This window comes from Novosphingobium piscinae, assembly GCF_014230355.1.
GTDB lineage: Bacteria > Pseudomonadota > Alphaproteobacteria > Sphingomonadales > Sphingomonadaceae > Novosphingobium > Novosphingobium piscinae.
The window spans coordinates 251,300-272,502 of record NZ_JACLAX010000003.1; the positions used below are offsets into that span (position 1 = coordinate 251,300).

General features: G+C 69.4%; 18 protein-coding genes. 16 read left to right on the plus strand and 2 right to left on the minus strand.

The window, feature by feature from the left end; translation table 11 throughout:
• Positions 1-834 precede the first annotated feature (834 nt).
• The 9 genes from H7F53_RS04975 (at position 835) to H7F53_RS05015 (ending at position 11,908) form a co-directional block, all read left to right on the plus strand.
• Complete coding sequence (locus H7F53_RS04975) at positions 835-2,982, plus strand: TonB-dependent receptor (protein ID WP_185678358.1); 2,148 nt, start codon at positions 835-837, stop codon at positions 2,980-2,982.
• Between the two features lie 182 nt (positions 2,983-3,164).
• Positions 3,165-3,365, plus strand: coding sequence for a hypothetical protein (locus H7F53_RS04980; RefSeq protein WP_185678359.1), 201 nt, complete (start codon positions 3,165-3,167; stop codon positions 3,363-3,365).
• A 53-nt stretch (positions 3,366-3,418) separates the two neighbouring features.
• Positions 3,419-3,973: a pseudouridine synthase gene (locus H7F53_RS04985; RefSeq protein ID WP_185678360.1), complete on the plus strand. Its 555-nt coding sequence runs from the start codon at positions 3,419-3,421 to the stop codon at positions 3,971-3,973.
• Positions 3,974-4,056: 83 nt separating this feature from the next.
• Positions 4,057-6,528 carry a TonB-dependent receptor gene (locus H7F53_RS04990; RefSeq protein ID WP_246438517.1) on the plus strand — a complete coding sequence of 824 codons (2,472 nt, stop codon included), beginning with the start codon at positions 4,057-4,059 and terminating at the stop codon, positions 6,526-6,528.
• Positions 6,529-6,714: 186 nt separating this feature from the next.
• Entirely contained in the window at positions 6,715-7,983 is a 1,269-nt protein-coding gene (locus H7F53_RS04995; RefSeq protein ID WP_185678361.1) for a DUF3422 family protein, read from the plus strand.
• A 61-nt stretch (positions 7,984-8,044) separates the two neighbouring features.
• On the plus strand, positions 8,045-9,046 hold the full coding sequence (gene bchI, locus H7F53_RS05000; protein WP_185678362.1) for a magnesium chelatase ATPase subunit I: 1,002 nt from the start codon (positions 8,045-8,047) through the stop codon (positions 9,044-9,046).
• On the plus strand, positions 9,043-10,803 hold the full coding sequence (locus H7F53_RS05005) for a magnesium chelatase subunit D (protein WP_185678363.1): 1,761 nt from the start codon (positions 9,043-9,045) through the stop codon (positions 10,801-10,803). The genes bchI and H7F53_RS05005 overlap by 4 nt, the downstream gene beginning before the upstream one ends.
• Entirely contained in the window at positions 10,800-11,738 is a 939-nt protein-coding gene (gene bchO / locus H7F53_RS05010) for an alpha/beta fold hydrolase BchO (protein WP_185678364.1), read from the plus strand. Before H7F53_RS05005 ends, bchO begins: the two co-directional genes overlap by 4 nt.
• Positions 11,735-11,908 (plus strand): hypothetical protein, encoded by a 174-nt coding sequence (locus H7F53_RS05015; RefSeq protein ID WP_185678365.1) that lies wholly within the window; start codon positions 11,735-11,737, stop codon positions 11,906-11,908. The genes bchO and H7F53_RS05015 overlap by 4 nt, the downstream gene beginning before the upstream one ends.
• Here H7F53_RS05015 and H7F53_RS05020 read toward each other — a convergent pair.
• Together H7F53_RS05020 and crtD are read right to left on the minus strand one after the other, a co-directional pair.
• Positions 11,897-12,631, minus strand: coding sequence for a hydroxyneurosporene dehydrogenase (locus tag H7F53_RS05020; protein WP_185678366.1), 735 nt, complete (start codon positions 12,629-12,631; stop codon positions 11,897-11,899). The two genes, H7F53_RS05015 and H7F53_RS05020, sit on opposite strands and share 12 nt — an antisense overlap.
• A gap of 119 nt (positions 12,632-12,750) precedes the next feature.
• Positions 12,751-14,307, minus strand: coding sequence for a 1-hydroxycarotenoid 3,4-desaturase CrtD (gene crtD, locus H7F53_RS05025; RefSeq protein ID WP_343061923.1), 1,557 nt, complete (start codon positions 14,305-14,307; stop codon positions 12,751-12,753).
• Positions 14,308-14,415: 108 nt separating this feature from the next.
• Between crtD and H7F53_RS05030 the strand changes: the two genes are divergently transcribed.
• The 7 genes from H7F53_RS05030 (at position 14,416) to pufA (ending at position 21,180) form a co-directional block, all read left to right on the plus strand.
• Entirely contained in the window at positions 14,416-15,519 is a 1,104-nt protein-coding gene (locus tag H7F53_RS05030) for a methyltransferase (RefSeq protein WP_185678368.1), read from the plus strand.
• A 122-nt stretch (positions 15,520-15,641) separates the two neighbouring features.
• Complete coding sequence (bchC, locus tag H7F53_RS05035) at positions 15,642-16,631, plus strand: chlorophyll synthesis pathway protein BchC (RefSeq protein WP_185678369.1); 990 nt, start codon at positions 15,642-15,644, stop codon at positions 16,629-16,631.
• Positions 16,628-17,629 (plus strand): chlorophyllide a reductase iron protein subunit X, encoded by a 1,002-nt coding sequence (locus tag H7F53_RS05040; protein ID WP_185678370.1) that lies wholly within the window; start codon positions 16,628-16,630, stop codon positions 17,627-17,629. Before bchC ends, H7F53_RS05040 begins: the two co-directional genes overlap by 4 nt.
• Positions 17,630-17,647: 18 nt before the next feature.
• Positions 17,648-19,189, plus strand: a complete 1,542-nt coding sequence (gene bchY, locus H7F53_RS05045; RefSeq protein WP_185678371.1) for a chlorophyllide a reductase subunit Y — start codon at positions 17,648-17,650, stop codon at positions 19,187-19,189.
• The gene (gene bchZ, locus H7F53_RS05050) at positions 19,186-20,631 is read left to right on the plus strand and encodes a chlorophyllide a reductase subunit Z (RefSeq protein WP_185678372.1); all 1,446 of its coding nucleotides are present in this window, start codon (positions 19,186-19,188) and stop codon (positions 20,629-20,631) included. Before bchY ends, bchZ begins: the two co-directional genes overlap by 4 nt.
• 130 nt (positions 20,632-20,761) lie before the next feature.
• Positions 20,762-20,917, plus strand: coding sequence for a light-harvesting antenna LH1, beta subunit (pufB, locus tag H7F53_RS05055; protein WP_185678373.1), 156 nt, complete (start codon positions 20,762-20,764; stop codon positions 20,915-20,917).
• A 71-nt stretch (positions 20,918-20,988) separates the two neighbouring features.
• A complete protein-coding gene (gene pufA, locus H7F53_RS05060; RefSeq protein WP_185678374.1) occupies positions 20,989-21,180 on the plus strand; it encodes a light-harvesting antenna LH1, alpha subunit in 192 nt (63 codons plus the stop codon).
• The last annotated feature ends 23 nt before the right edge of the window (positions 21,181-21,203 follow it).

Here is a 21,203-nt window from a genome sequence, read left to right on the forward strand (position 1 = left end):
ACCGCTCCTAGCGGCAACGATGCGGCGGCCTTTGCTCCGAAAGGCCATAAAGAAGCCATGGGAATCACTGCGCAGAAGGCTCTGGCAGCATCAGCCGATAGCCCACCGCGGGTTCGTTGCGAATGATCGAACGGTCAGGCACACCGTGCTGCCCCTGGATGACTGCCTCTCGCGACGAACGACGCCCGTGACGGATGGCCAGAGCAAGGCTGATTGAACTGGCTAGTTAGAAGAAGTTCGAATATTCATGGGGAGCGAAGACCCGACTCTCGGCGGACAACGTGAGACCCGTTGGAAGAAGTGCGTGGTACCCTTCAGGCATGATCGAGCGGTATTGACCTGCCGGGCCGATGGGATGGCCTTGGGGCACCATTTCTTCCTAGAGCCTTGAATGGCCTGGGAACGTCACAGACCTGACACAATCAATCCCGCCACGGCAAAGGCTGGGTTAGCGGGCTCCGCGCTGGCCTGGGGCGTACAGGGCTGTGACCTTCATCGCGTAGCCCGGAACGGGAGATCCCGGAAGGGGCCCTGCGGTCGATCGCCGGCTCCACCCTCGGACCCATGTCATCACCGGGGCGGGGGTGCCTGCGCGAGCCCATGATGCCAAAGCCCCAGTGATCCTCCACCCTCCCCGGTCAGGGCCGAGGCGCAGGCCGCGTTCGGGTGGACGGGGAGACTGACCCGCAGTCCGCTGTCCGGACGATGGTTGGACGCTATCCGCCGTTCGGTCAGAAAACGAAGCTCATCAGGGAAGCCTGGAAACCCTGCGTAAACAACAGCTCCGAAGCGGCCGGAGCGTGACCGGTGTGCGGGGCAATCGGGGATAGGCAGATGAGAACAGTCAGGGCTTTGCTGTGTGGCGCGGCGGTGGTGGCAGCGCTACCGGTGATGGCGCAGGAGACCGACCAGTCCAATTCCGAGATCCTGGTGACGGCCTTGCGCACCACCACCAAGCTCCAGGAGACGCCGATCGCCATCACGGCGGTGGGCCAGGCCGATCTCGAGAACAAGCAGATCGCCAATGCCCAGGACATTGCCAAGGCGGTCCCGGGGCTCACCCTCATTCCGGTCTCGGCCAACCCGTCGACCTTCCAGTTGGCGCTGCGCGGAGGGACCGAGCAGACCCCTGGCCTGATCGTCTCCGAACCCGCGGTTGGTCTCTATGTCGACGACGTCTATCGCGGCAGACTGCAAGGTTCCAATCTGCAAATGGCCGATATCGAGCGCATCGAGGTGCTGCGCGGACCGCAGGGCACGCTCTATGGCCGCAACACCTTCTCGGGCGCGCTGAAGGTGATCACCCGTACCCCCGGGGCCAATGACAAGTGGTTCAACGCCTCGGCCGGGTATGGCAGCTACAACGAGTTCCGCGGCGATGCCTCGGTCGGCGGCGCGCTGGCGGGCAACCTGGGTGGGTCGCTGGCGGTGTTCTATCGCAACCAGGATGACGGGTGGATCTTCAATCGTGCCCAGAACCGCATGGTCGGCAGGGAAAACAACTTCGTCGGCCGGGCCAAGTTGGCCTATGACGACGGCACGCTCAAGGTGGTCGCCTCGGCCTCCTATGCGAAGGACGTCAACGACGGGTACCTTCCCGTCAACGTCAGCTTCGTCCCCGATGCGGCCCGGGTGAACTATGCGACGCGGGTGTTCACCCGCAACGCCCGGCCGGTGGTGGCCGGCGATCCCTTCGTCACCTCGTCACCCACCCCGTCGCGCGGCGAAACCGAGGTGTTCACGGCCGGTCTCGACCTGTCGTACCAGGTCGGTGCGGTCACCCTGCGCTCGATCACCGCCTATGTCGACACCACCGACTATTTCCGCTGGGATCTCGCGGCGGGGCTGCAGGTGGCGCCCACCGTGTTCATTTCGACCTTCGATCGCGGGTCGGCCTCATCGGCACGGCAATGGAGCCAGGAACTCCAGGCGACCGGCGCATCGCTGAACGACAAGCTGACCTGGCTGCTGGGAGTCTACTACTTCAACGAGCAGGGCACCCAGGATTTCAGTGATGCCTTCTTCGGGTTCCAATTGCCCCTGTTCGTCCAGCGCACACGGACCGACAGCTACGCCGCCTTCGCTCAGGCCAACTATGCCCTATCGGAGCGGACCTCACTGACGCTGGGCGGCCGCTATACCAGGGACGACAAACGGTTCGACGCCACCATTGCCGCACCGACCAACCTGACGGCCGGGCTCAACGCCAGTTTCGACGCCTTTACGCCGAAGCTCGGGCTCGAGCACAAGTTCAGCCCGGACGCGATGGGTTATCTCTCGGTCTCTCGCGGTTTCAAGGCCGGGGGGTTCAACGGGCTGTCTCGGGCGCCGGCCGTGCTCAACGCCGTATACCGGCCGCAAACCGTCTGGGCCTACGAGGCCGGACTCAAGGCCGAGTTCCTTGACCGCAAGCTGCGCACCAATCTGGCCGTCTTCGTCAACGATATCGACAACCTGCAGCAGACGGCCCAACGCGGGACCGACTTCCCCCAGATCAACGTCGGTTCGGCGCGGGTGTGGGGTGTCGAACTGGAACTGACCGCCCGGCCGGTCCCCGGTCTCGACCTGTTCTCCGCGGTCGCCTACAACAACGGCCGGTACACCCGTCTCGACCCCGCCGCAGACGCGGCGACCTCAGGCGCGCGCGACATCCCGCTGGTGTCCGACTGGCAGGTGCGGCTGGGCGGGACCTTCGAGCAGCCGTTGAACGAGCGGCTGCTGGCCCGCATCGGCGGCAACATGAACTATACCGGCCCCTATAACGCCGCGGTCACCAACGCCCTGGTCGTGGCCGGCTGGACCCGGATCGACGCCTTTGCCGCCCTGGCCACCGCGGACAAGCGCTGGGAGCTGAACCTCTCGGTGCAGAACCTGACCGATCAGGTGACCTATACCAGCGGCATCGTCGGCCCGCCGTTCCAACCGGCGCTGAACGTGCTGCGCCCCCGCACCTGGATGACCACGCTGAAGTTCAAGTACTGATCGGCCGCGGCCAGGTCGCCGCTCAGGGTCACCGGCTGGTGGCTTGGCACGGGACGCGTCAAGGCCCGCCCGGTCCAGCTTCCCCGTCCCCGCGCAGGGCTGACGCACACCGGCGCGGTTGGGGCTGGACGGGTCGCGGCGCTTCGGCCTAGAGGCGCAGGACGATGCAGGAAGGGACCGGCGTGGCAAAGACGATCAAACTGACCTTGAGCGAGGACGAGGCCGAGATGCTGGTCGATGCGCTTGAGGTCGATCTTGAAGGCTATCTCGAAAGCGCCAAGGAAGCCCGCGGCAACAACAACCGCGCCGATGTCGAGACCTTCACCGAGGCTGCCGGGCGGATCGAGGCGCTGATGAAGAAGATCCAGGCGCTGCTCGACTGAGCCGCCAGGTGGGACAAGCAAACAGGCGGGCAGGAGGCAGGCAAGCACGCGCCATGACCCGTTTGCTGCTGTTCAACAAGCCGTTCGACGTGCTCTCGCAGTTTACCGACCGTGGGACAAGCAGCCCGCGCGCCACACTGTCCGACCATGTTGCCGTGCCCGGGGTCTACCCCGCCGGGCGCCTCGATCGCGACAGCGAGGGGCTGCTGCTGCTCACCAATGACGGCCGGCTCCAGGCGCGCATCGCCGATCCGCGCCACCGCCTCGCCAAGACCTACCTGGTCCAGGTGGAAGGGAACCCCGATCCGGCGGCGCTCGAGCGGCTGCGGGCGGGCGTGCTGCTCAACGACGGACCGACCCGGCCAGCCGAGGTCGAGGCGATCGCCCCGCCCGCGCTATGGCCGCGCGATCCGCCGGTGCGCTTTCGCAAGAGCGTGCCCGATCATTGGCTGCGGCTGACCCTGCGCGAAGGGCGCAACCGCCAGGTGCGGCGGATGACTGCAGCGGTCGGCCTGCCCACGCTGCGTCTGGTGCGCTGGAGCATCGGCCCGTGGTCGGTGGAGGGGCTGACCCCGGGGGCCTGGCGCGAGGGCGATCCGCGGCTCTGAAGCGGACCGGGCCGGATCGCCGTCTCTCATCCCTTGGGCCAATGGAGGATGCTGGCGGGGGCATGATAGCCATGGCGTCCATGATGCCCGTCTCGCCTCCCCAGCCGCTACTTGCCGGACTTGCCGCTATCCTGGTCCTGGGTGTCGCGCCCGCGGTCCGCGCGGCGGACAACGAGGCAGACGAAGCCGAGACAATCGTGGTCATCGCCACACCCCTCGGCGAGCCGCCGCAAACTGCGGCTAGCGCCGACGCGCTGGCCGCGTCGCGCGCGGCGAGCCTGGCCGAACAACTGGTGCGTACCACACCCGGGGTGACAGTGGCCGAGCTGCAGGGCAATCCGCTGCAGCCCGACATCAGCTTCCGCGGCTTCACCGCCTCGCCGCTGCTCGGTACGCCGCAGGGCCTGTCGGTCTATCTCGATGGGGTCAGGATCAACCAGCCTTTCGGCGAGGTGGTCAGCTGGGACCTGCTGCCGCCGGGGGCCGTCGCCACGCTCGGCCTCGCCTCCGGAGCCAGCCCGCAGTTCGGCCGCAATGCACTGGGCGGTGCGCTGGTGATCCAGACCCGCGACGGGCGCAGCGATCCCGGGGTCCAGCTGCAGGCCGGCGGCGGCAGCTTCGGACGCGCGACAGCCAGCGCCACGGTCGGAGGCGCGATCGGGCCGGAGCTCGATGGCTTCGTGCTGGTCGACCACTTCCGCGAGGACGGCTGGCGGATCGCCTCGCCCTCGCGCGCCACGCGCGGCTTCGCCAAGCTCGGCTGGTCGCGCGGGGACGACCGAATCGAGCTGTCCGGGCTCCATGCCGACACCGACCTGACCGGCAACGGGCTGCAGGAACAGCGCCTGCTCGCTGCCGACCGGACCAGCATCTACACCGCGCCCGACACCACCCGCAACCGCGCCAGCCTGATCGCGCTCAAGGGCGAGCATCCCGCCTCCGCGGGGCTGACCCTGCGCGGCAACCTGTTCTGGCGGCGCCTCGAGACGACCAGCCGCAATGGCGATGTCAACGAGGAGGCGCTCGGCGAGAACCCCTACCAGCCCTCCGCCGCCGAACGCGCCGCGCTCACCGCGGCGGGCCTTGCGGGTTTTCCGCTGGCCGGGGAAAGCCAGGCCAACACGCCCTTCCCACGCTGGCGCTGCATCGCCAATGCCCTCCTCAACGACGAGCCGAACGAGAAGTGCACCGGGCTGCTCAACCGCTCGGCCACGGTGCAGCACGAACTGGGCGGCGGGGCCGAGATCGTGCTCGACGCGCCGCTCGGCGAACGCGCCCACAGCCTGACGATCGGGCTGAGCTACGTTCGCAGCACCGCGCGCTTTGCCCAGTCGACCCAGTTCGGCGTGATCCAGCCCGACCGCACGGTGCTCCCGGTAGACGGGCCGGGCGCCTTCGCCGACGGTACCCAGACCTCCGAGAACGCCTTCGACGCGCGCGTCGATCTGCATGCAGTAACCGGCAGCTTGGGCGCCTATCTGGCCGACAGCCTGGCCCTGACCCCTCAGCTGCGGCTCGAGCTGGCGGGGCGGTATGACCGCACCCGGGTGCGCAACCGCGACGCGATCACCCCGGGGGGCGGGACGGGATCGCTCGACAGCAACCCCGTGTTCGCCCGCTTCAACCCTGCGGCAACACTGCACTGGGAGGCTCGCCCCGGGCTGAGTCTGATCGCGAGCTGGTCGCAGGCCTCGCGCGCGCCCTCGGCGATCGAACTGGGCTGCTCCGATCCGGCCAGCCCCTGCCGGCTGCCCAATGCCCTGGCCGGCGATCCGCCGCTGCGTCAGGTGATCGCCCGCACCGCCGAACTGCGCATCGGTTGGACGGCCGGTGGCGTGAACCTCACCGCCGCGCTGTTCCGGACCGATAGCCACGACGACATCCAGTTCGTGACCGACCAGCCGTCAGGCTATGGCTACTTCCGAAATGTGGGCCTCACCCGGCGGCAGGGGTTCTCGCTCGAGGCGCAGGCGACCCACGGCGCGCTGACATTGCAGGGCAGCTACACCCTGCTTGACGCCACCTATCGCAGCGCCGAACAGGTCGACGGCAGCGCCAACAGCAGCAACGACGCCCCGGCCCCCGGCTTCGCCGGCGCGATCATGATCCGTCCGGGCGACCACCTGCCGCTGGTCCCGCGCCACACCGCCAAGGCGGCACTGGCCTGGCAGGCCGCGTCCTGGCTGCGGCTCGATCTCGATCTTCTCGCGGTGTCGGGAGCCTTTGCGCGCGGCAACGAGAACAATCGCCATGCCCCGGACGGCATCTACTATCTCGGCGCCGGGCGCTCCGCCGGCTATGCCGTGGTCAATGCCGGGCTCGAGCTGCGCCCGGTCGCGGGGCTGACGCTCTACGCCACGGTGCGCAACCTGTTCGATGCGCGCTATGCCACCGCCGCCCAGTTGGGCGCGACAGCCTTCGACGCCGAGGGCCGGTTCGTGGCGCGGCCGTTTGCCGGGCCGGTGATCGATGGCGAGCGGCCCCGCCAATCTTCCACCTTCCTCGCCCCGGGTGCGCCTCGCGGGATCGAGGCTGGGCTGCGCTGGCGGTTCTGATACCGTTCCGGCAAATCCTCGTGGATACAGCCGGTTCGCTTCGCCGGACCGGCTGCCGCGGGACGCAAGCGGACGGAACGGGGCAATTCCGTTTGGCCCACCCCGAAAACTCGCGTAGCTTTCTTTCCGCATCGCCGGACCGGAAAGCCCGGCCCGACCCGGTGCCAAGGGGGAAAGGACGCGGCCGTGCGCGACCATGAGCTGAGAAGGCCGGCCGTTGGCGAGATGCACCTGCGGCGCTGGCCGCTGGTGCCGGTGCCCTGCCATATCATCCAGTGGGTGCTGGCGGTCGACGAGGACGAGCGCGCCGAGGAACTGGCGCTGGTCGAGGCCCGCGCCGCCGCCAAGGAGCTGGTCGGCAACCCCTCGCATCGCGAAGGCCGGATCAGTCCAAGCGTGGCCTTCACCTGGGAGCGCCAGAGCGAGGGCAGCAGCCTGACCCTGTTCGTGGCCCCCTGCACCGAGGACGCCTTCCTCGATCCCTCGAGCGATCCCGAGCTGATCGCCGCGATGGACTGGGCGCAGGACCTGCCGGGCCAGATCGTCCGCAGCACCCGGGTCTGGGTGGGCGAGGACGACGCCGCGGTGCAGCGCGTGCTGGACAGGCACGCCCTCAACCGCGACGAGCTGGTCTCTAGCATCATCGGCGGCGGCATCCGCATGTGGTCCGACTTCCGCATCATGCCCGATGGCTTCGGCCGCCTGCTAGTGGCCGCCAACGGGGCCGATCCGCGCGACCTGGTGCGGCAGATCCAGCGGCTGCAGGAGCTGGGCAACTATCGCAACAAGGCGCTGATCGGCCTGCCCGTGGCGCGCGAGTGCTGGCCGCTGCTCGACCAGGCGGAAGCGCGCCTGCGCGACCTGGCCGACCGCATCGCCAGCGCCGCCACGCGCGACGACAACCTGCTGCAGGAGCTGTCGGCACTAGCGCTCGACCTCGCCTCGGTCTCCACCGCCACCTCGTTCCGGATGGATGCGACCCTCGCCTATGCCCAGATCGTCGAAGAACGGCTTGAGCAGCTCGACAGCCGGTCGGTGACGGGCTTCGCCTCGCTCACCGATTTCACCCAGCGCCGCTTTCGCCCGGCCATGAACACCTGCCGCGCCACGGTGACCCGGATCGAACGCCTGGCCCAGCGCACCCAGCAGCTCGCCTCGCTGCTGCGCGTGCGGATCGAGACCAACATCGAAAACCAGAACGGCGAACTGCTGCGCAAGATGGAGCGCAGCAGCTCGATGCAGGCCCGGCTGCAGCAGCTGGTCGAGGGCCTCTCGGCCGTGGCGCTGAGCTATTATCTGCTCGGCCTGCTCAAGTATCTGCTCAATGCCGTGCCCGAAGAAGGGGGCGGGATCGACCACGAACACCTGATCGGACTGCTGGTGATCCCGGTGGTCGCCGGGGTATGGATCACCATGCGGGTGCTCAAGAAACGCCTGCTCGGCCCCGACCACTAATCGCCGACTGGCCGAATTTCCGCTTGTGGTGACGCCGCTTGGCGTCCAGAATGTTGGACACATGGCGCGTTTTCCCTTCTCTGCGATCGTCGGCCAGGACGAGATGAAGCTCGCGCTGTTGATCGCGGCCGTCGATCCGGCGATCGGCGGGGTGATGGTCTTCGGCGATCGTGGCACCGGCAAGTCCACCGCCGCGCGGGCGCTGGCGGCGCTGCTGCCGCCGATCATGGTCATGGAAGGCTGCCGGTTCGGCTGCTCGCCCGACGATCCGCGCGCCTGCCCCGGGCCCTGCGAGGCGACCGCGGCGGTGCGCCGCAGCGTTCCCTTCGTCGACCTGCCGCTCGGCGCGACCGAGGACCGCGTACTCGGCTCGCTCGATCTCGAGCGCGCGCTGCGCACGGGCGAAAAGGTATTCGAACCCGGCCTGCTCGCCCGCGCCCATCGCGGCTTTCTTTACATCGACGAGATCAACCTGCTTGAGGACCATCTCGTCGATCTGCTGCTCGACGTGGCAGCCTCGGGCGAGAACGTGGTTGAGCGCGAGGGCCTTTCGGTGCGACACCGTGCGCGCTTCGTGTTGATCGGTAGCGGCAACCCCGAGGAGGGCGAGCTGCGACCGCAGCTGCTCGACCGGTTCGGCCTTTCGGTCGAGGTCCGCACGCCGCGGGCGATCACCGACCGTGTCGAGATCATGCGCCGCTGCGCCGCGCACGATGCCGATCCCGCCGGGTTCGGCGCGGCCTGGGCGGCGGAGGACGAGAAGATCCTGCAGCAGATCGCGCGCGGCCAGAAGCGGCTGAGCAAGATGGACGTTCCCGATGCCGTGTTGGTCGACGCCGCCGAGCTGTGCAGCGCGACCGGAGTCGACGGGCTGCGCGGTGAGCTGACGCTGATGCGCGCGGCGCGGGCCTATGCCGCGCTGAAAGGGGCCAAGCAGGTCCGGCGCGAGCATCTTCTCGCGGTCGCGCCGCTGGCGCTGCGCCACCGCCTGCGCCGCGACGTGCTGGACGAGAGCGGATCGACCGCCCGCATCGAACGCGCGATCGCCGAACAGTTCGCATGACCGCGGCCGCTCCGGCGCCGACGGATCCCGCCCTGGCCGATGCCCTGCTGGCCGCACGCCTCGTGGCCGCCGAACCGCGGCTGGGCGGGCTGTGCCTGCGCGGCGAGGGTCCGGCGCGCAGCCGTGTGCTCGAGATACTGCGCGCGGCGCTCCCCGCCGGCGCGCCGTGGCGGCGCCTGCCCGGCCACATCGACGATGATCGCCTGTGCGGTGGGACCGACATCGCCGCCAGCCTGGCCGCAGGGATCCCGGTCCACCAGCGCGGCCTGCTGGCCGAAGCCGTGGGCGGGGTGCTGATCGTGCCGCTCGCTGAACGGCTGCGGATCGACATCGCCGGCCGGATCGCCCAGGCGCTCGACCAGGCCGAGGCGGAGAACGGGCGCTTCCTGCTCGTCCTGCTGGACGATGGCGCCGAAGGTGACGAGCGTCCGCCGGCAGCCCTGCTAGAACGGGTCGCCTTCGACTGCGATTTGCGCCGGGTGTGTCGGCTGGCCGAGGAGGCCCCGCTGGCCGCCCCGAGGGCCGTCGGGGGCTGGCTATCAGACGACGGGCTCGACGCGCTGGCCGGCACCGGCATGGCACTGGGCATCGCCTCGGTGCGCCCGCTGCTGTTCGCCGCGGCCGCAGCGCGCACCGCGGCCGGGATCGCCGGCCGGGCCGAAGTGGGCCAGGCCGATCTGGAACTGGCCGCACGGCTGGTGCTCGCACCGCGGGCGACCCGTCTGCCGCCGGACGCATCCGCGGACGAGCAAACCGAGCCGCCCGAGCCGCCCCCGCCCGGCGACGATCCGGCACCCGACCCGCCAGGCGACGCCGAGGACCAGCCCGCACCCGAGGCCCTGCCCGAGGACCTGCTGATCGAGGCCGCGCGGGCGGCGATCCCGCCCGACGTGCTCGAGATGATCGCCGCAGGGCGGGCGCTGCGCGCAGCGCGGGGCGGCGGCGGGGGTCGGCGCACCGCCTCGAAGCTGCGCGGCAGGCCGCTTGGCGCGCGTCCCGGCCTGCCCGGTGGCGGTGTGCGGCTGGCTCTGGTCGACACGCTGCGCGCGGCCATTCCGTGGCAGCCGCTGCGGCGGCGCGAACCGGCTATGCCAGGCGCCGGACCGATCCGCTTCCGCCGTGACGACCTGCGCGTGCGCCGGTTCGAGGAACGCACCGCCACGGTGACCGTGTTCTGCGTGGATGCCTCGGGCTCGGCCGCAATCGCCCGGCTGGCGGAGGCCAAGGGGGCGGTCGAATTGATCCTCGCCCAGGCCTACGTCAAGCGGACCGAAGTGGCCCTGATCGCCTTCCGCGGGACCCCGGGCGAGGGGGGAGGCGCCGAACTGCTGTTGCCGCCCACCCGCTCACTGACCCGCGCCAAGCGCGTGCTCGGCGCGCTGCCCGGCGGCGGCGGTTCGCCGCTGGCGAGCGGGATCGCGCTGGCCGGACAGGTCGGCGAGGCGATCGCGGCGCGCGGGCGCACGCCGTTGTTCGTGTTCCTAACCGATGGCAGCGCGAACATCGCCGCCGACGGGACCCGCGGACGCCCCCGTGCGCTGGAAGATGCTCTGGCCGCGGCCCGCCGCCTCGCTGCCGAGCGCCGCCACGCCGTGGTGATCGACATTTCCCCCCGCCCGCGGCCCGAAGCGGCACGGCTGGCCGAGGCGATGCACGCGCGATACCTGCCGTTGCCCTTCGCCGATGCCCGTGCGCTTCAGGCGGCGGTCGCCCTGGCCGCCCCACCCGAGCGCTCCGGGCGCCGGCCGGCCGCATGAGCGTGCTGCGCTGGGAGGTGGAGGGGCGCAACTGGCCCCACCGCGCGGCAAGCCGCTTCGTCAGTGCGGCCGGGCTGCGCTGGCACGTCCAGATCATGGGCTCAGGTCCGCCCCTGGTCCTGCTGCATGGCACCGGTGCGGCAACGCACAGCTGGCGCGAAGTGCTACCGCTGCTCGCCGCCGACTACACCGTGATCGCCCCCGACCTGCCTGGCCACGGCTTCACCACCGGCCGTCCGCGGGGCGGCCTGTCCCTGCCGGGCATGGCCGAGGCCGTGGCCGGGCTGCTCGCCGCACTCGATGCCGCACACCCCGCGGGGATTGTCGGCCATTCGGCCGGAGCCGCAGTCGCGCTGCAGATCGTGCGGCAGGCTGATCCGCAGGACCGGGCGGCCGCGGCAATTCCGCTGGTCGGGCTCAATCCCGCGCTGATGCCCTTCCCCGGACTGGCTGCGCGGCTGTTCCCGTCGCTGGCGCGGCTCCTGTTCGTCAATCCGCTGGTGCCGCGGATGATGGCCGGAATCGCCAGTCTGCCGGGCGAGCCCGAGCGGTTTCTCGAGCGGGCCACCGGATCAAGCGTGGATGCAGCAGGCCTCGCCGGCTACCGCACGCTGTTCCGCAACCCGGGACACTGCGCCGGGGCGATCGAAATGATGGCGAGCTGGGACCTCGAGGGCCTGAGCGGGGCACTGGCCACCCTGACCAATCCGGTGCTGCTGGTCCACGCCGAGCGCGACAGCGCCGTGCCGCTCGATTCGATCGAGCGGGCGGCGGTGCGCCTGCCCCATGCCCGGCTGGACGTCTGGCCGGCGCTGGGCCACCTCGCGCATGAGCAGCGACCGGATCTCGCCGCCCTGGCGATCCGCAGGCATGTGGAAGCGGAGCGCGATGTGCGGCACGGCCTGGCAACCGCCGACAGGGAGGGCACGGGATGAGCGGCTTCAGCGAACACTTCGGCTGGTTGGAGATCGTGTTCACCGCGGTGATCGCGCTGGGCTTCGGCGGCTATCAGCTGTGGTCGGTCAACCGCGAGATCCGCGCCGACCGCGAGCGGGCGGCGCGCGACCGCGCAGCGCAAGGCGACAAGGACAGCTCAGCCGGCTGAGCGCGGAATCCGGTAGGGCAGCATGAACTGCACGATCGGCGAGGCGAACCGATCGAGATCAAGGCTCTCCTGGACCGCCACGACCGGTTCGCCGAACAGGTTGGCGGCAAGCGTCGAGCGCGCGTAGAACGGTGCGTCTTCCCAGGTCCGCTGCACCCGGGCGAGCCCACGGTCGGCCCGGGTCTTGCGCTCCATCAGCCATTTTGTCCCGCGCAGGGGCGCCACCGGGGGTAGCTCCTCCTCATGCGGAGTGCCATCGTGCCCGAAGCGCAGCGCACTGGCGAAGCCCCCCCCGTCGCGCCGGATGCCTTCATAGCTGACCACGGCCCCACCGCGGCCCCCATCCGTCCGGACATGCGCGCGCGACCAGTGCCAGACGCGGAAGCCCTCCTCCAGCGACTCGCTGCCGAAGTTCGAATCGAGATAGGCGTCGCCCTTCCAGCGCAGCTCCGGACGCTCCATCACCACCTCGATCCGGGCGCGCGGCGCGATACAGTGCCAGCGGTGCCTACCCGCCGGGTCGAGGGCGAAGGCGCGGCTGTTGAGCGCCTCGGGGATGACCCGGACCCGCCCGACCACGCGCCGCTGCCAGGGCACTCCCAACCGCTTGTCGCGTTCCTCGATCACGATCTCGAGCGCTTCGCCGGTCCAGTGGACGTGGCTGGGACCAAGCTGGAGCGTATCGGCATCGCGGCGCACTTCGCCGCGGGTCCGCTCGGTCATGGTCCAGCGCGCGCCTGGGCCATAGAGCGCGACGTTGAGCGCGCAATGGTTCAGCGGATCGCCCCGCCCGCTGGCCTTGTAGTAGGGCGAGAAGACGCTGCCGACAAAAGCGATGATCGTCAGTCCGTGACGGCCGCAGTCGCTGAGCGCGTCGACATACCACCAGCCATAGCCACCGGGTGGGACCGCTGCATCGAAGCGAGGTCGTGCAGCACCGCCTGGGTCGCCAGACGTCCCGACAAGGCGGCCATCGGCACCCCCGCGCCCGGGTGGGTACTTCCACCCGCGCAGTAGAGCCCAGGGATCGCGGTCCGCGTACCCTGCCGGAGGAAGGACGCCGCCCAGCCGTGCGAGGCTCGTCCATAGATCGCTCCGCCGGTCGAGGGCAAAAAGCTCTCGAACGCGTTCGGCGTCAGCAGCATGTGCGGGAAGCCCGGCTCCAGCTCCAGCCCGCAGCGACGCAGGCTGCGCGTCATGGCCTCGGTGCATTGGTCCTTCTCCCTGTCGGTATAGGCATGGCTGTCGCCGTTGGCCGGGGCGTTGACGATGATCTGCAGGCGTTCGCGTCCGGCGCAATGACCAGCCCCCTCGTCGCGGTCCTGGGCGCAGACGTAGACACTGGGATCATGCGGCGGCTGACCGCCCCGGATGTCCGCGAACTCCCGCGGATAGTCGGGGGAGAACAGCACGTTGTGGCGCTGCAACGGGAAGCCGCCGGTCTTGGCATGGGCCAGCCAGACCATGGCCGACAGCGAACGCTTGCGCGGCGCGTGCGAGCTGACCGCCATGCCCGCAACCGGACCAAAGCGCCCGGCAGCCAGCGCCGCGGGATCGGCATTGGCGATCACCGCGTCAGCCTCGACGTGATCGCCATCGGCCAGCGCGACGCCCGACACCCGGCCCATCCGCGTTTCGAGCAGGGCCGCCGCCGTGCCGAAGCGGAAGCGCGCACCGTGGCGCTGGGCAAGCCGCATGAGCGCGTCGGCCAGCGCGCTCATCCCTCCGTCGATCAGCCAGACACCCTGCGATTCGACATGGGCGATCAGCATCAGGGTGGCCGGCGTCGCGAAGGGCGACGAGCCGCAATAGGTGGAATAGCGCGCGAACAGCTGGCGCAGGCGCTGGTCGGCGAAATGCTCGCCCAGCACTTTCCAGAGGCTCTCGTAGGGGCGGATCGCGAGGAGGTCGCCCACCCGCCATAGTCCGATCCGCCACATCAGCGCGGGCGGCCAGGCCAGCTTGCTGCCGCGGAGCATCGGCCGGTCAAGGATTCCGTGGATCCGCGCCGCCTCGGCACGGAAAGCGCGGAAGCCGGCCGCCGCCGCCGCGCCGGCGAAATCGCCGATGGCCTCCTCGCTGCGGGCCGGATCGGCGAAAAGGTCAAGCTGGCGCTCACTGTCCCAGGCATGACGGGCCAGCACCTCGGCGCGGCGGATGCTGACATGGTCGGCCAGCTCAGCACCGCATTCGCGGAAGATGTCCTCGAACACGTCGCGCAGCGTGAAGACCGTCGGCCCGGCGTCGATCGCCGCACCGTCGACCGCCAGCTGGCGCGCCTTGCCGCCCGGATGACGAGCCTTTTCGATGACCGTGACCGAACAGCCCCGGGCCGCGAGCAGGGCCGCAGCGGCAAGGCCGCCGATGCCGGCGCCGATGATGGCGATCCTTGCTCCCACGGCTGTGCCTTTCGCTTCCGGGTTGCTGCAGCGAATATAATTGATCTTTACAGACGATGTGTCCACTCTTTTGGACATATGGTCGAGCCCGCTTCCTTGCCCGCCGCGATGCCTCCGCGTTGGCGGGTCGGCTGGACCGCCTGGCGCAACGCCACGATCGCCAGTCCGCGCTTCCAGACCTGGGCCGCCCGGCTGCCGTTGGTCCGCGGCGTGGCCCGGCGCCGCGCCGCGCAATCCTTCGATCTCCTGGCCGGCTTCTGCTATTCGCAGATCCTCGCCGCAACTGAGGCCTCAGGGCTGCTCGACAGGCTGGCCGAGGGCCCCTGCAACCTGGCCGCGGTGATCGCCACCACCGGCCTGCCCGAGCCCGCGGCGCTGCGCCTCGTCCGGGCGGCGGCGGCGATCGACCTGGCCGAGTCGGTCGGCCCCGGCTGGTGGATGCTGGGGCAACAGGGCGCCCCGCTTCAGGCCAACCCCGGGGCCCGCGCGATGGTGCGCCACCATGCCCTGCTCTACGCCGACCTGGCCGACCCCCTGGCGCTGCTGCGGGCCAATCGCCAGAACCCCACGGCACTCTCGGCCTTCTGGCACTACAGCGCTGAAACCGAGGGAGAAACGGCCCAGGCTTACTCCACCCTGATGGCCAGTTCGCAGGCCATGGTCGCGCGTGAGACGCTGGCCGCCTACCCCTTCGCGCGGCACCGGCGGGTGGTCGATCTGGGGGGCGGGCACGGGGTGTTCATCGCCGCCCTTGCCGCCGCCTGCCCCGCGCTCGGACTCGGCGTGTTCGACCTGCCGCCAGTGGTGGCCGGAACCGCGACGCGACTCGCTGGGACCACGCTGGGCGACCGGGTCACCCTGCATCCCGGCGACTTCTTCGGCACGCCGCTGCCTGCCGGCTATGACTGCATGACGCTGGTGCGCATTCTCCACGACCACGACGATGGCGCGGTCGAGGCACTGCTTGCCGCCGCTTGGGCAGCCCTTCCGCGCGGCGGGCGACTCGTGATTTCCGAACCCATGGCAGACACCTCCGGGGCCCGCGCAATGGGGGATGGCTACTTCGGTCTCTACCTGTGGGCGATGAACTCGGGTCGTCCCCGCTCTGCCACGGAGTATCGCACTTTGCTGCAAAAGGCGGGCTTTTCAACGACCCGTCACATCCCGACCGATCTTCCCGTCATCACCAGCGTACTTGTCAGCACGAAATGACACTGTCTAATGTCAACTTTGATTGACGTTCGTTAGGTAAGGTATATGGTGAAGACTGCCTGATCATACCCACTCCGGGTTTGGGGCAGCGGCCTTCGGGCCATAGGGGAAGGGACCGGGGCATGGATGCACTGGCCATCGTACTGGAAGCCCCAAAGCGCATCGCGCTGCGGCGGCTGGCCCTGACCAACACACCCCTACCCGGTGCGGCCGGAGCCGTGACTCTGCTCGACTCAGCTGCGGGCCTCGCCCCTTCCGACCTCCTCGTCGAGGTGCGCTGGAGCGGGATCAGTTCGGGCACCGAGAAGCTGCTGTGGACCGGCGACATGCCGGCATTTCCCGGCATGGGCTATCCGCTGGTGCCCGGCTACGAATCGGTCGGCCGGGTGATCGCAGCCGGGTCGGACGTCGCCGGCCGGGTGGGTGACTGGGTCTTCGTGCCCGGCGCAGCCTGCTATGCCGAGGCCCGGGCGCTGTTCGGCGGCAATGCCCAGCGCGTTGTCCTGCCTTCGGCCCGCGCTTTCCCGATCGCCGAGTCGCTTGGCGCCGACGGGGTGATCTTTGCGCTGGCCGCCACCGCGCTGCACGCGATCGACTGGGCCGCACCGCCCGAGCTCATCGTCGGCCACGGCACGCTGGGCCGCCTGATCGCCCGCATCGCCATCACCGGCGGGGCCCCGCCGCCGACCGTGTGGGAGGTCAATCCGGCCCGCCAGGGCGGCGCTAGCGGCTATACAGTGGTAGCGCCCGGGGATGATGACCGCCGCGACTATGGCGCGATCTACGACGCCAGCGGAGCCCCGGACTGTCTCGATCTGCTGATCCCGCGGCTGCGCCGCCGCGGTGAGATCGTGATGGCGGGTTTCTATGCCGAACGGCCCAGCTTTGCCTTCCCGACCGCGTTCCGGGCCGAGGCTCGGATCCGCGTCTCGGCCGAATTCAGCGGCGACGACCTGACTGCGACCCGTGCCCTGGTGGACAGTGGGGCGCTCGATCTCGGCGGCCTCGTCAGCCACGTGCGCCCGGCCCTCGAGGCCGACCAAGCCTACCCCGAAGCATTTCTGGGCGCCGATTGCCTGAAGATGGTTCTCGACTGGAGCGAATGCGCATGACCATGCTCGAATCCGGACTGACCGTGCACGACGCCGCCCTCCGCGCCGAGGCGGCGATCGAGCCCGACGCGCCTCACACCGGCGAGGTCAAGAAGGACACGCAGGTCATCGCGATCTACGGCAAGGGCGGCTCGGGCAAGAGCTTCGCCCTGTCCAATCTCAGCTACATGATGGCGCAGCAGGGCAAGCGCGTGCTGCTGATCGGCTGCGATCCCAAGTCCGACACCACCAGCCTGCTGTTTGGCGGCAAGAGCTGCCCGACGATCATCGAGACCTCGGCTGCCAAAAAGCTGGCTGGCGAGGAGGTGCGCATCGAGGACGTCTGCTTCCAGCGTGACGGCGTCTTCGCGATGGAGCTCGGCGGGCCCGAGGTTGGCCGTGGCTGCGGCGGGCGCGGGATCATCCACGGCTTCGAGCTGCTCGAGAAGCTGGGCTTCCACGACTGGGGCTTCGACTACGTGCTGCTCGACTTCCTCGGCGACGTGGTCTGCGGTGGCTTCGGCCTGCCGATCGCCCGCGACATGTGCCAGAAGGTGATCGTTGTCGGCTCGAACGACCTGCAGTCGCTCTACGTCGCCAACAACGTCTGCAAGGCGGTCGAATACTTCCGCAAGATGGGCGGCAATGTCGGCGTCGCCGGCATGATCATCAACAAGGATGATGGCACCGGCGAGGCCCAGGCCTTCGCCAAGGCGGTTGACATCCCGGTGCTCTGCGCGATCCCGGCCAACGAGGACATCCGCCGCAAGTCGGCCAACTACCAGATCATTGGCCACCCCGATGGCGAATGGGGCAGCCTGTTCGAGGAGCTGGCGTGCAATGTGGCCGAGGCCCCGCCGCGCCGGCCCAGCCCGCTCGAGCAGGACGGCCTGCTCGGTCTGTTCTCGCCCGACGAGACCGGCGGCAACGTCGAGCTGATCCCCGCCACCCAGGCCGACATGCGCGGCGGGACCTTCGTCACGCGGCCCTCGCTGGAGGTGATCTATGACGAAATCTGAGCGCGGGAGCCCCTCGTCATGAGCGACCTGGCCCCCGACACCGGCGATTTCGCCCGCCAGCCCGACCGGATCGAGCTCGACTCGCCGGTCGAGGGGGGTGGCTGCCATGCCGGCGCAGACGTCCTGCGCGAGGCAACGAACAAAGCCCAGGGCACCGAACTGCTGGCGCGCTATGCCGCCGACTACCCGGTCGGCCCGCACGACCAGCCGCAATCGATGTGTCCGGCCTTCGGCTCGCTCCGCGTGGGCCTGCGCATGCGCCGCACCGCCACCGTGCTGTCGGGCTCGGCCTGCTGCGTCTACGGCCTGACCTTCACTTCGCACTTCTACGGGGCGCGCCGCACGGTCGGCTATGTGCCGTTCAGCTCGGAGACGCTGGTCACCGGCAAGCTGTTCGAGGACATCAAGGAAGCGGTCGAGAATCTCGCCGATCCCGAACTCTACGATGCGATCGTGGTCACCAACCTGTGCGTGCCCACCGCCAGCGGCGTGCCGCTGCGGCTGCTCAAGAAGCAGATCAACGGGGTTCGCATCATCGGCATCGACGTGCCCGGGTTCGGCATTCCGACCCATGCCGAGGCCAAGGACGTGCTCGCCGGCGCCATGCTGGCCTATGCCCGCACCGAGGCCGAGGCCGGCCCGGTCGCCGCGCCGCGGACCCGCGCCGACCGCCCGACCGTAACCCTGCTCGGCGAGATGTTCCCGGCCGATCCGGTAGGCATCGGCATGATGCTCGAGCCGCTTGGCCTGGCGGCCGGGCCGGTCGTCCCGACCCGCGAATGGCGCGAGCTCTATGCCGCGCTCGACTGCGCCGTCGTCGCTGCGATCCATCCCTTCTACACCGCCAGCGTGCGCGAGTTCGAGGCTGCCGGCCGCACCGTCGTGGGATCGGCCCCGGTCGGTGCCGAAGGCACCGCGGCCTGGCTTGACGCGATCGGTGCGGCCTGCGGTGTCGATCCGGCCAAGGTCGAAGCCGCCAAGGCTCGGTTCGTCCCGGCGATCCGGGCGGCCCTGGCTGCCAACCCGATCAAGGGCCGGATCACTGTGGCCGGCTACGAGGGTTCGGAGCTGCTGGTCGCCCGCTTGTTGATCGAAAGCGGCGCCGAGGTGCCCTATGTCGGGACCGCCTGCCCGCGCACGCGCTGGTCCGATCCCGACCGCGAATGGCTCGAGGCCCGGGGCGTACGCGTCAACTTCCGCGCCAGCCTCGAACAGGACATCGCCGCGATCGAAGAGTTCCGCCCCGACCTGGCGATCGGCACGACCCCGGTGGTGCAGCACGCCAAGCAGCGTGCAATCCCCTCGCTCTACTTCACCAACCTGATCTCGGCCCGCCCGCTGATGGGCATCGCTGGCGCCGGCAGCCTGGCCCAGGTGGTCAATGCGGCGATGGCCAACAAGGCGCGGTTCGACAAGATGACCGCCTTCTTCGATGGCGTCGGCTCCGGCCCGGCGGCAGGCGTGTGGGAGGATACCCCGCAGGATCGGCCACAGTTCAAGAAGAAGTATGCCGCGCTCAACGAGGCTGCCCGCAAGGCGGCTGAGGCGGTGGGCTCATGACCCTGATTCTCGATCATGATCGGGCCGGCGGCTACTGGGGCGCGGTCTACGTCTTCGCCGCGGTCAAGGGGCTGCAGGTGATCATCGACGGGCCGGTCGGGTGCGAGAATCTGCCGGTCACCTCGGTGTTGCACTACACCGACGGCCTGCCCCCGCACGAGCTGCCGATTGTCGTCACCGGCCTTGGTGAGGAAGAGCTCGGCAAGACCGGGACCGAAGGCGCGATGAAGCGCGCGTGGAAGACGCTCGACCCGGATCTGCCCGCGGTGGTGGTGACCGGTTCGATCGCCGAGATGATTGGCGGCGGCGTCACGCCGGAAGGCACCAACATCAAGCGCTTCCTGCCGCGCACGATCGACGAGGATCAATGGCAGTGCGCCGACCGTGCACTCTCCTGGCTGTGGTCGGAATTCGGCCCCAAGGCGATGCCGGCAGTCAAGCCCGTGCGCGAGGGCGAGAAGCCCAAGGTCAACATTATCGGCCCGTCCTACGGCATGTTCAACATGGCCAGCGACCTGGCCGAGATCCGCCGCCTGATCGAGGGCATCGGAGCCGAGGTCAACGTGGTCTTCCCGCTGGGTTGCCACCTCGCCGACATCCGCCGGCTGGCCGACGCCCAGGCCAACGTCTGCCTCTACCGCGAGTTCGGCCGCAACATGTGCGAGCTGCTCGAGCGCCCGTATTTCCAAGCGCCGATCGGGCTGGACAGCACTACGAAGTTCCTGCGCGCGATGGCCGCCGAGCTGGGACTCGATCCCGAGCCGTTCATCGAGCGCGAGAAGCACACCACGATCAAGCCGCTGTGGGATCTGTGGCGCTCGGTTACCCAGGACTTCTTCGCGACGGCCAGCTTCGGGATCGTCGCCAACGAGACCTATGCGCGTGGCATCCGCCACTTCCTAGAAGACGACATGGGGCTGCCGTGCACCTTCGCCTTTTCGCGCAGTGCCGGGGTCAAGCCGCGCAACGAGGACGTGCGCGCGGCGATCCATGCCAATCCGCCGCTGGTCCTGTTCGGCAGCTACAACGAGCGGATGTACAATGCCGAGCGCGGCAGCCGCGGGATCTATATCCCGGCCAGCTTCCCCGGCGCGGCAATTCGCCGCCACACCGGTACGCCGTTCATGGGCTATTCCGGCGCAACCTATCTGGTCCAGGAGGTCTGCAACGCGCTGTTCGACGCGCTGTTCCACATCCTCCCTCTGGCCACCGACATGGACAAGGCCGAGGCCACGCCGGCGCGCGAGCACCGCGAGCTGCCGTGGGATGCCGATGCCAAGTCCCGGCTCGACGAGGTGGTGGCCGCACAGCCGATCCTGATCCGCATTTCCGCCGCCAAGCGCCTGCGCGACGCGGCCGAACGCGCCGCCCGCCGCTGTGGCGAGGCCCGCGTATCGGCCGACCGGCTCGCTGACGCCCTGCTCGAGGCCCAGGTCGGATGACCCGCGCCCCCGCCCATTGCCCGTTGGCCGCCCCGCGGCCGGCGCGCTCCCCCATCCTCGTGGATTCGTCCGCGTGGATACCGAAAGAGGTCTACCGCCTCTCGCACACCAACAATGACTGGAGATTGCTATGAGTAATGGCGATGATCGCTTCGGCCTGAGTACTTATCTCACGCCCGAAGAAGCCAAGGAATTCCACAAGCTGTTCGTCAGCAGCTTCCTCGGCTTCACGGCCGTGGCGGTAGTGGCGCACTTCCTGGTCTGGGCCTGGAAGCCCTGGCTCTGAACTGACAACCCGGTCCGGCGGCGCCAACCGGCGCAAACGGGCTACAACCTTCTTGCACGAGGACAGATACCATGTGGAGAATTTGGCTTATTTTCGATCCGCGCAGGGCGCTCGTCGCTCTGTTCGCCTTCCTGTTCGTGCTCGCGCTGGTGATTCACTTCATCCTGCTCAGCACTGACACGTACAACTGGCTCGACGGCCCGAACTCGGCGCAGGGCGTCGCGAATGCCGCCGCGGCAGCAGCAGCAAAGCCGTCTGCCTGAGGGCAGCCTGTGCGAGAGGCGGC

Excerpts from the sequence above, each read along its gene's own strand:
- H7F53_RS04975 (WP_185678358.1), top strand. The coding sequence starts at position 835 with ATGAGAACAGTCAGGGCTTTGCTGTGTGGCGCGGCGGTGGTGGCAGCG.
- H7F53_RS05020 (WP_185678366.1), bottom strand. The coding sequence starts at position 12,631 with ATGACCGAGCGGACCCGCGGCGAAGTGCGCCGCGATGCCGATACGCTC.
- bchI (WP_185678362.1), top strand. The coding sequence starts at position 8,045 with ATGGCGCGTTTTCCCTTCTCTGCGATCGTCGGCCAGGACGAGATGAAG.
- H7F53_RS04985 (WP_185678360.1), top strand. The coding sequence starts at position 3,419 with ATGACCCGTTTGCTGCTGTTCAACAAGCCGTTCGACGTGCTCTCGCAG.
- bchO (WP_185678364.1), top strand. The coding sequence starts at position 10,800 with ATGAGCGTGCTGCGCTGGGAGGTGGAGGGGCGCAACTGGCCCCACCGC.
- H7F53_RS05030 (WP_185678368.1), top strand. The coding sequence starts at position 14,416 with ATGCCTCCGCGTTGGCGGGTCGGCTGGACCGCCTGGCGCAACGCCACG.
- pufB (WP_185678373.1), top strand. The coding sequence starts at position 20,762 with ATGAGTAATGGCGATGATCGCTTCGGCCTGAGTACTTATCTCACGCCC.
- pufA (WP_185678374.1), top strand. The coding sequence starts at position 20,989 with ATGTGGAGAATTTGGCTTATTTTCGATCCGCGCAGGGCGCTCGTCGCT.
- bchC (WP_185678369.1), top strand. The coding sequence starts at position 15,642 with ATGGATGCACTGGCCATCGTACTGGAAGCCCCAAAGCGCATCGCGCTG.
- bchZ (WP_185678372.1), top strand. The coding sequence starts at position 19,186 with ATGACCCTGATTCTCGATCATGATCGGGCCGGCGGCTACTGGGGCGCG.
- H7F53_RS04990 (WP_246438517.1), top strand. The coding sequence starts at position 4,057 with ATGCCCGTCTCGCCTCCCCAGCCGCTACTTGCCGGACTTGCCGCTATC.
- bchY (WP_185678371.1), top strand. The coding sequence starts at position 17,648 with ATGAGCGACCTGGCCCCCGACACCGGCGATTTCGCCCGCCAGCCCGAC.
- H7F53_RS05040 (WP_185678370.1), top strand. The coding sequence starts at position 16,628 with ATGACCATGCTCGAATCCGGACTGACCGTGCACGACGCCGCCCTCCGC.
- H7F53_RS05005 (WP_185678363.1), top strand. The coding sequence starts at position 9,043 with ATGACCGCGGCCGCTCCGGCGCCGACGGATCCCGCCCTGGCCGATGCC.
- H7F53_RS05015 (WP_185678365.1), top strand. The coding sequence starts at position 11,735 with ATGAGCGGCTTCAGCGAACACTTCGGCTGGTTGGAGATCGTGTTCACC.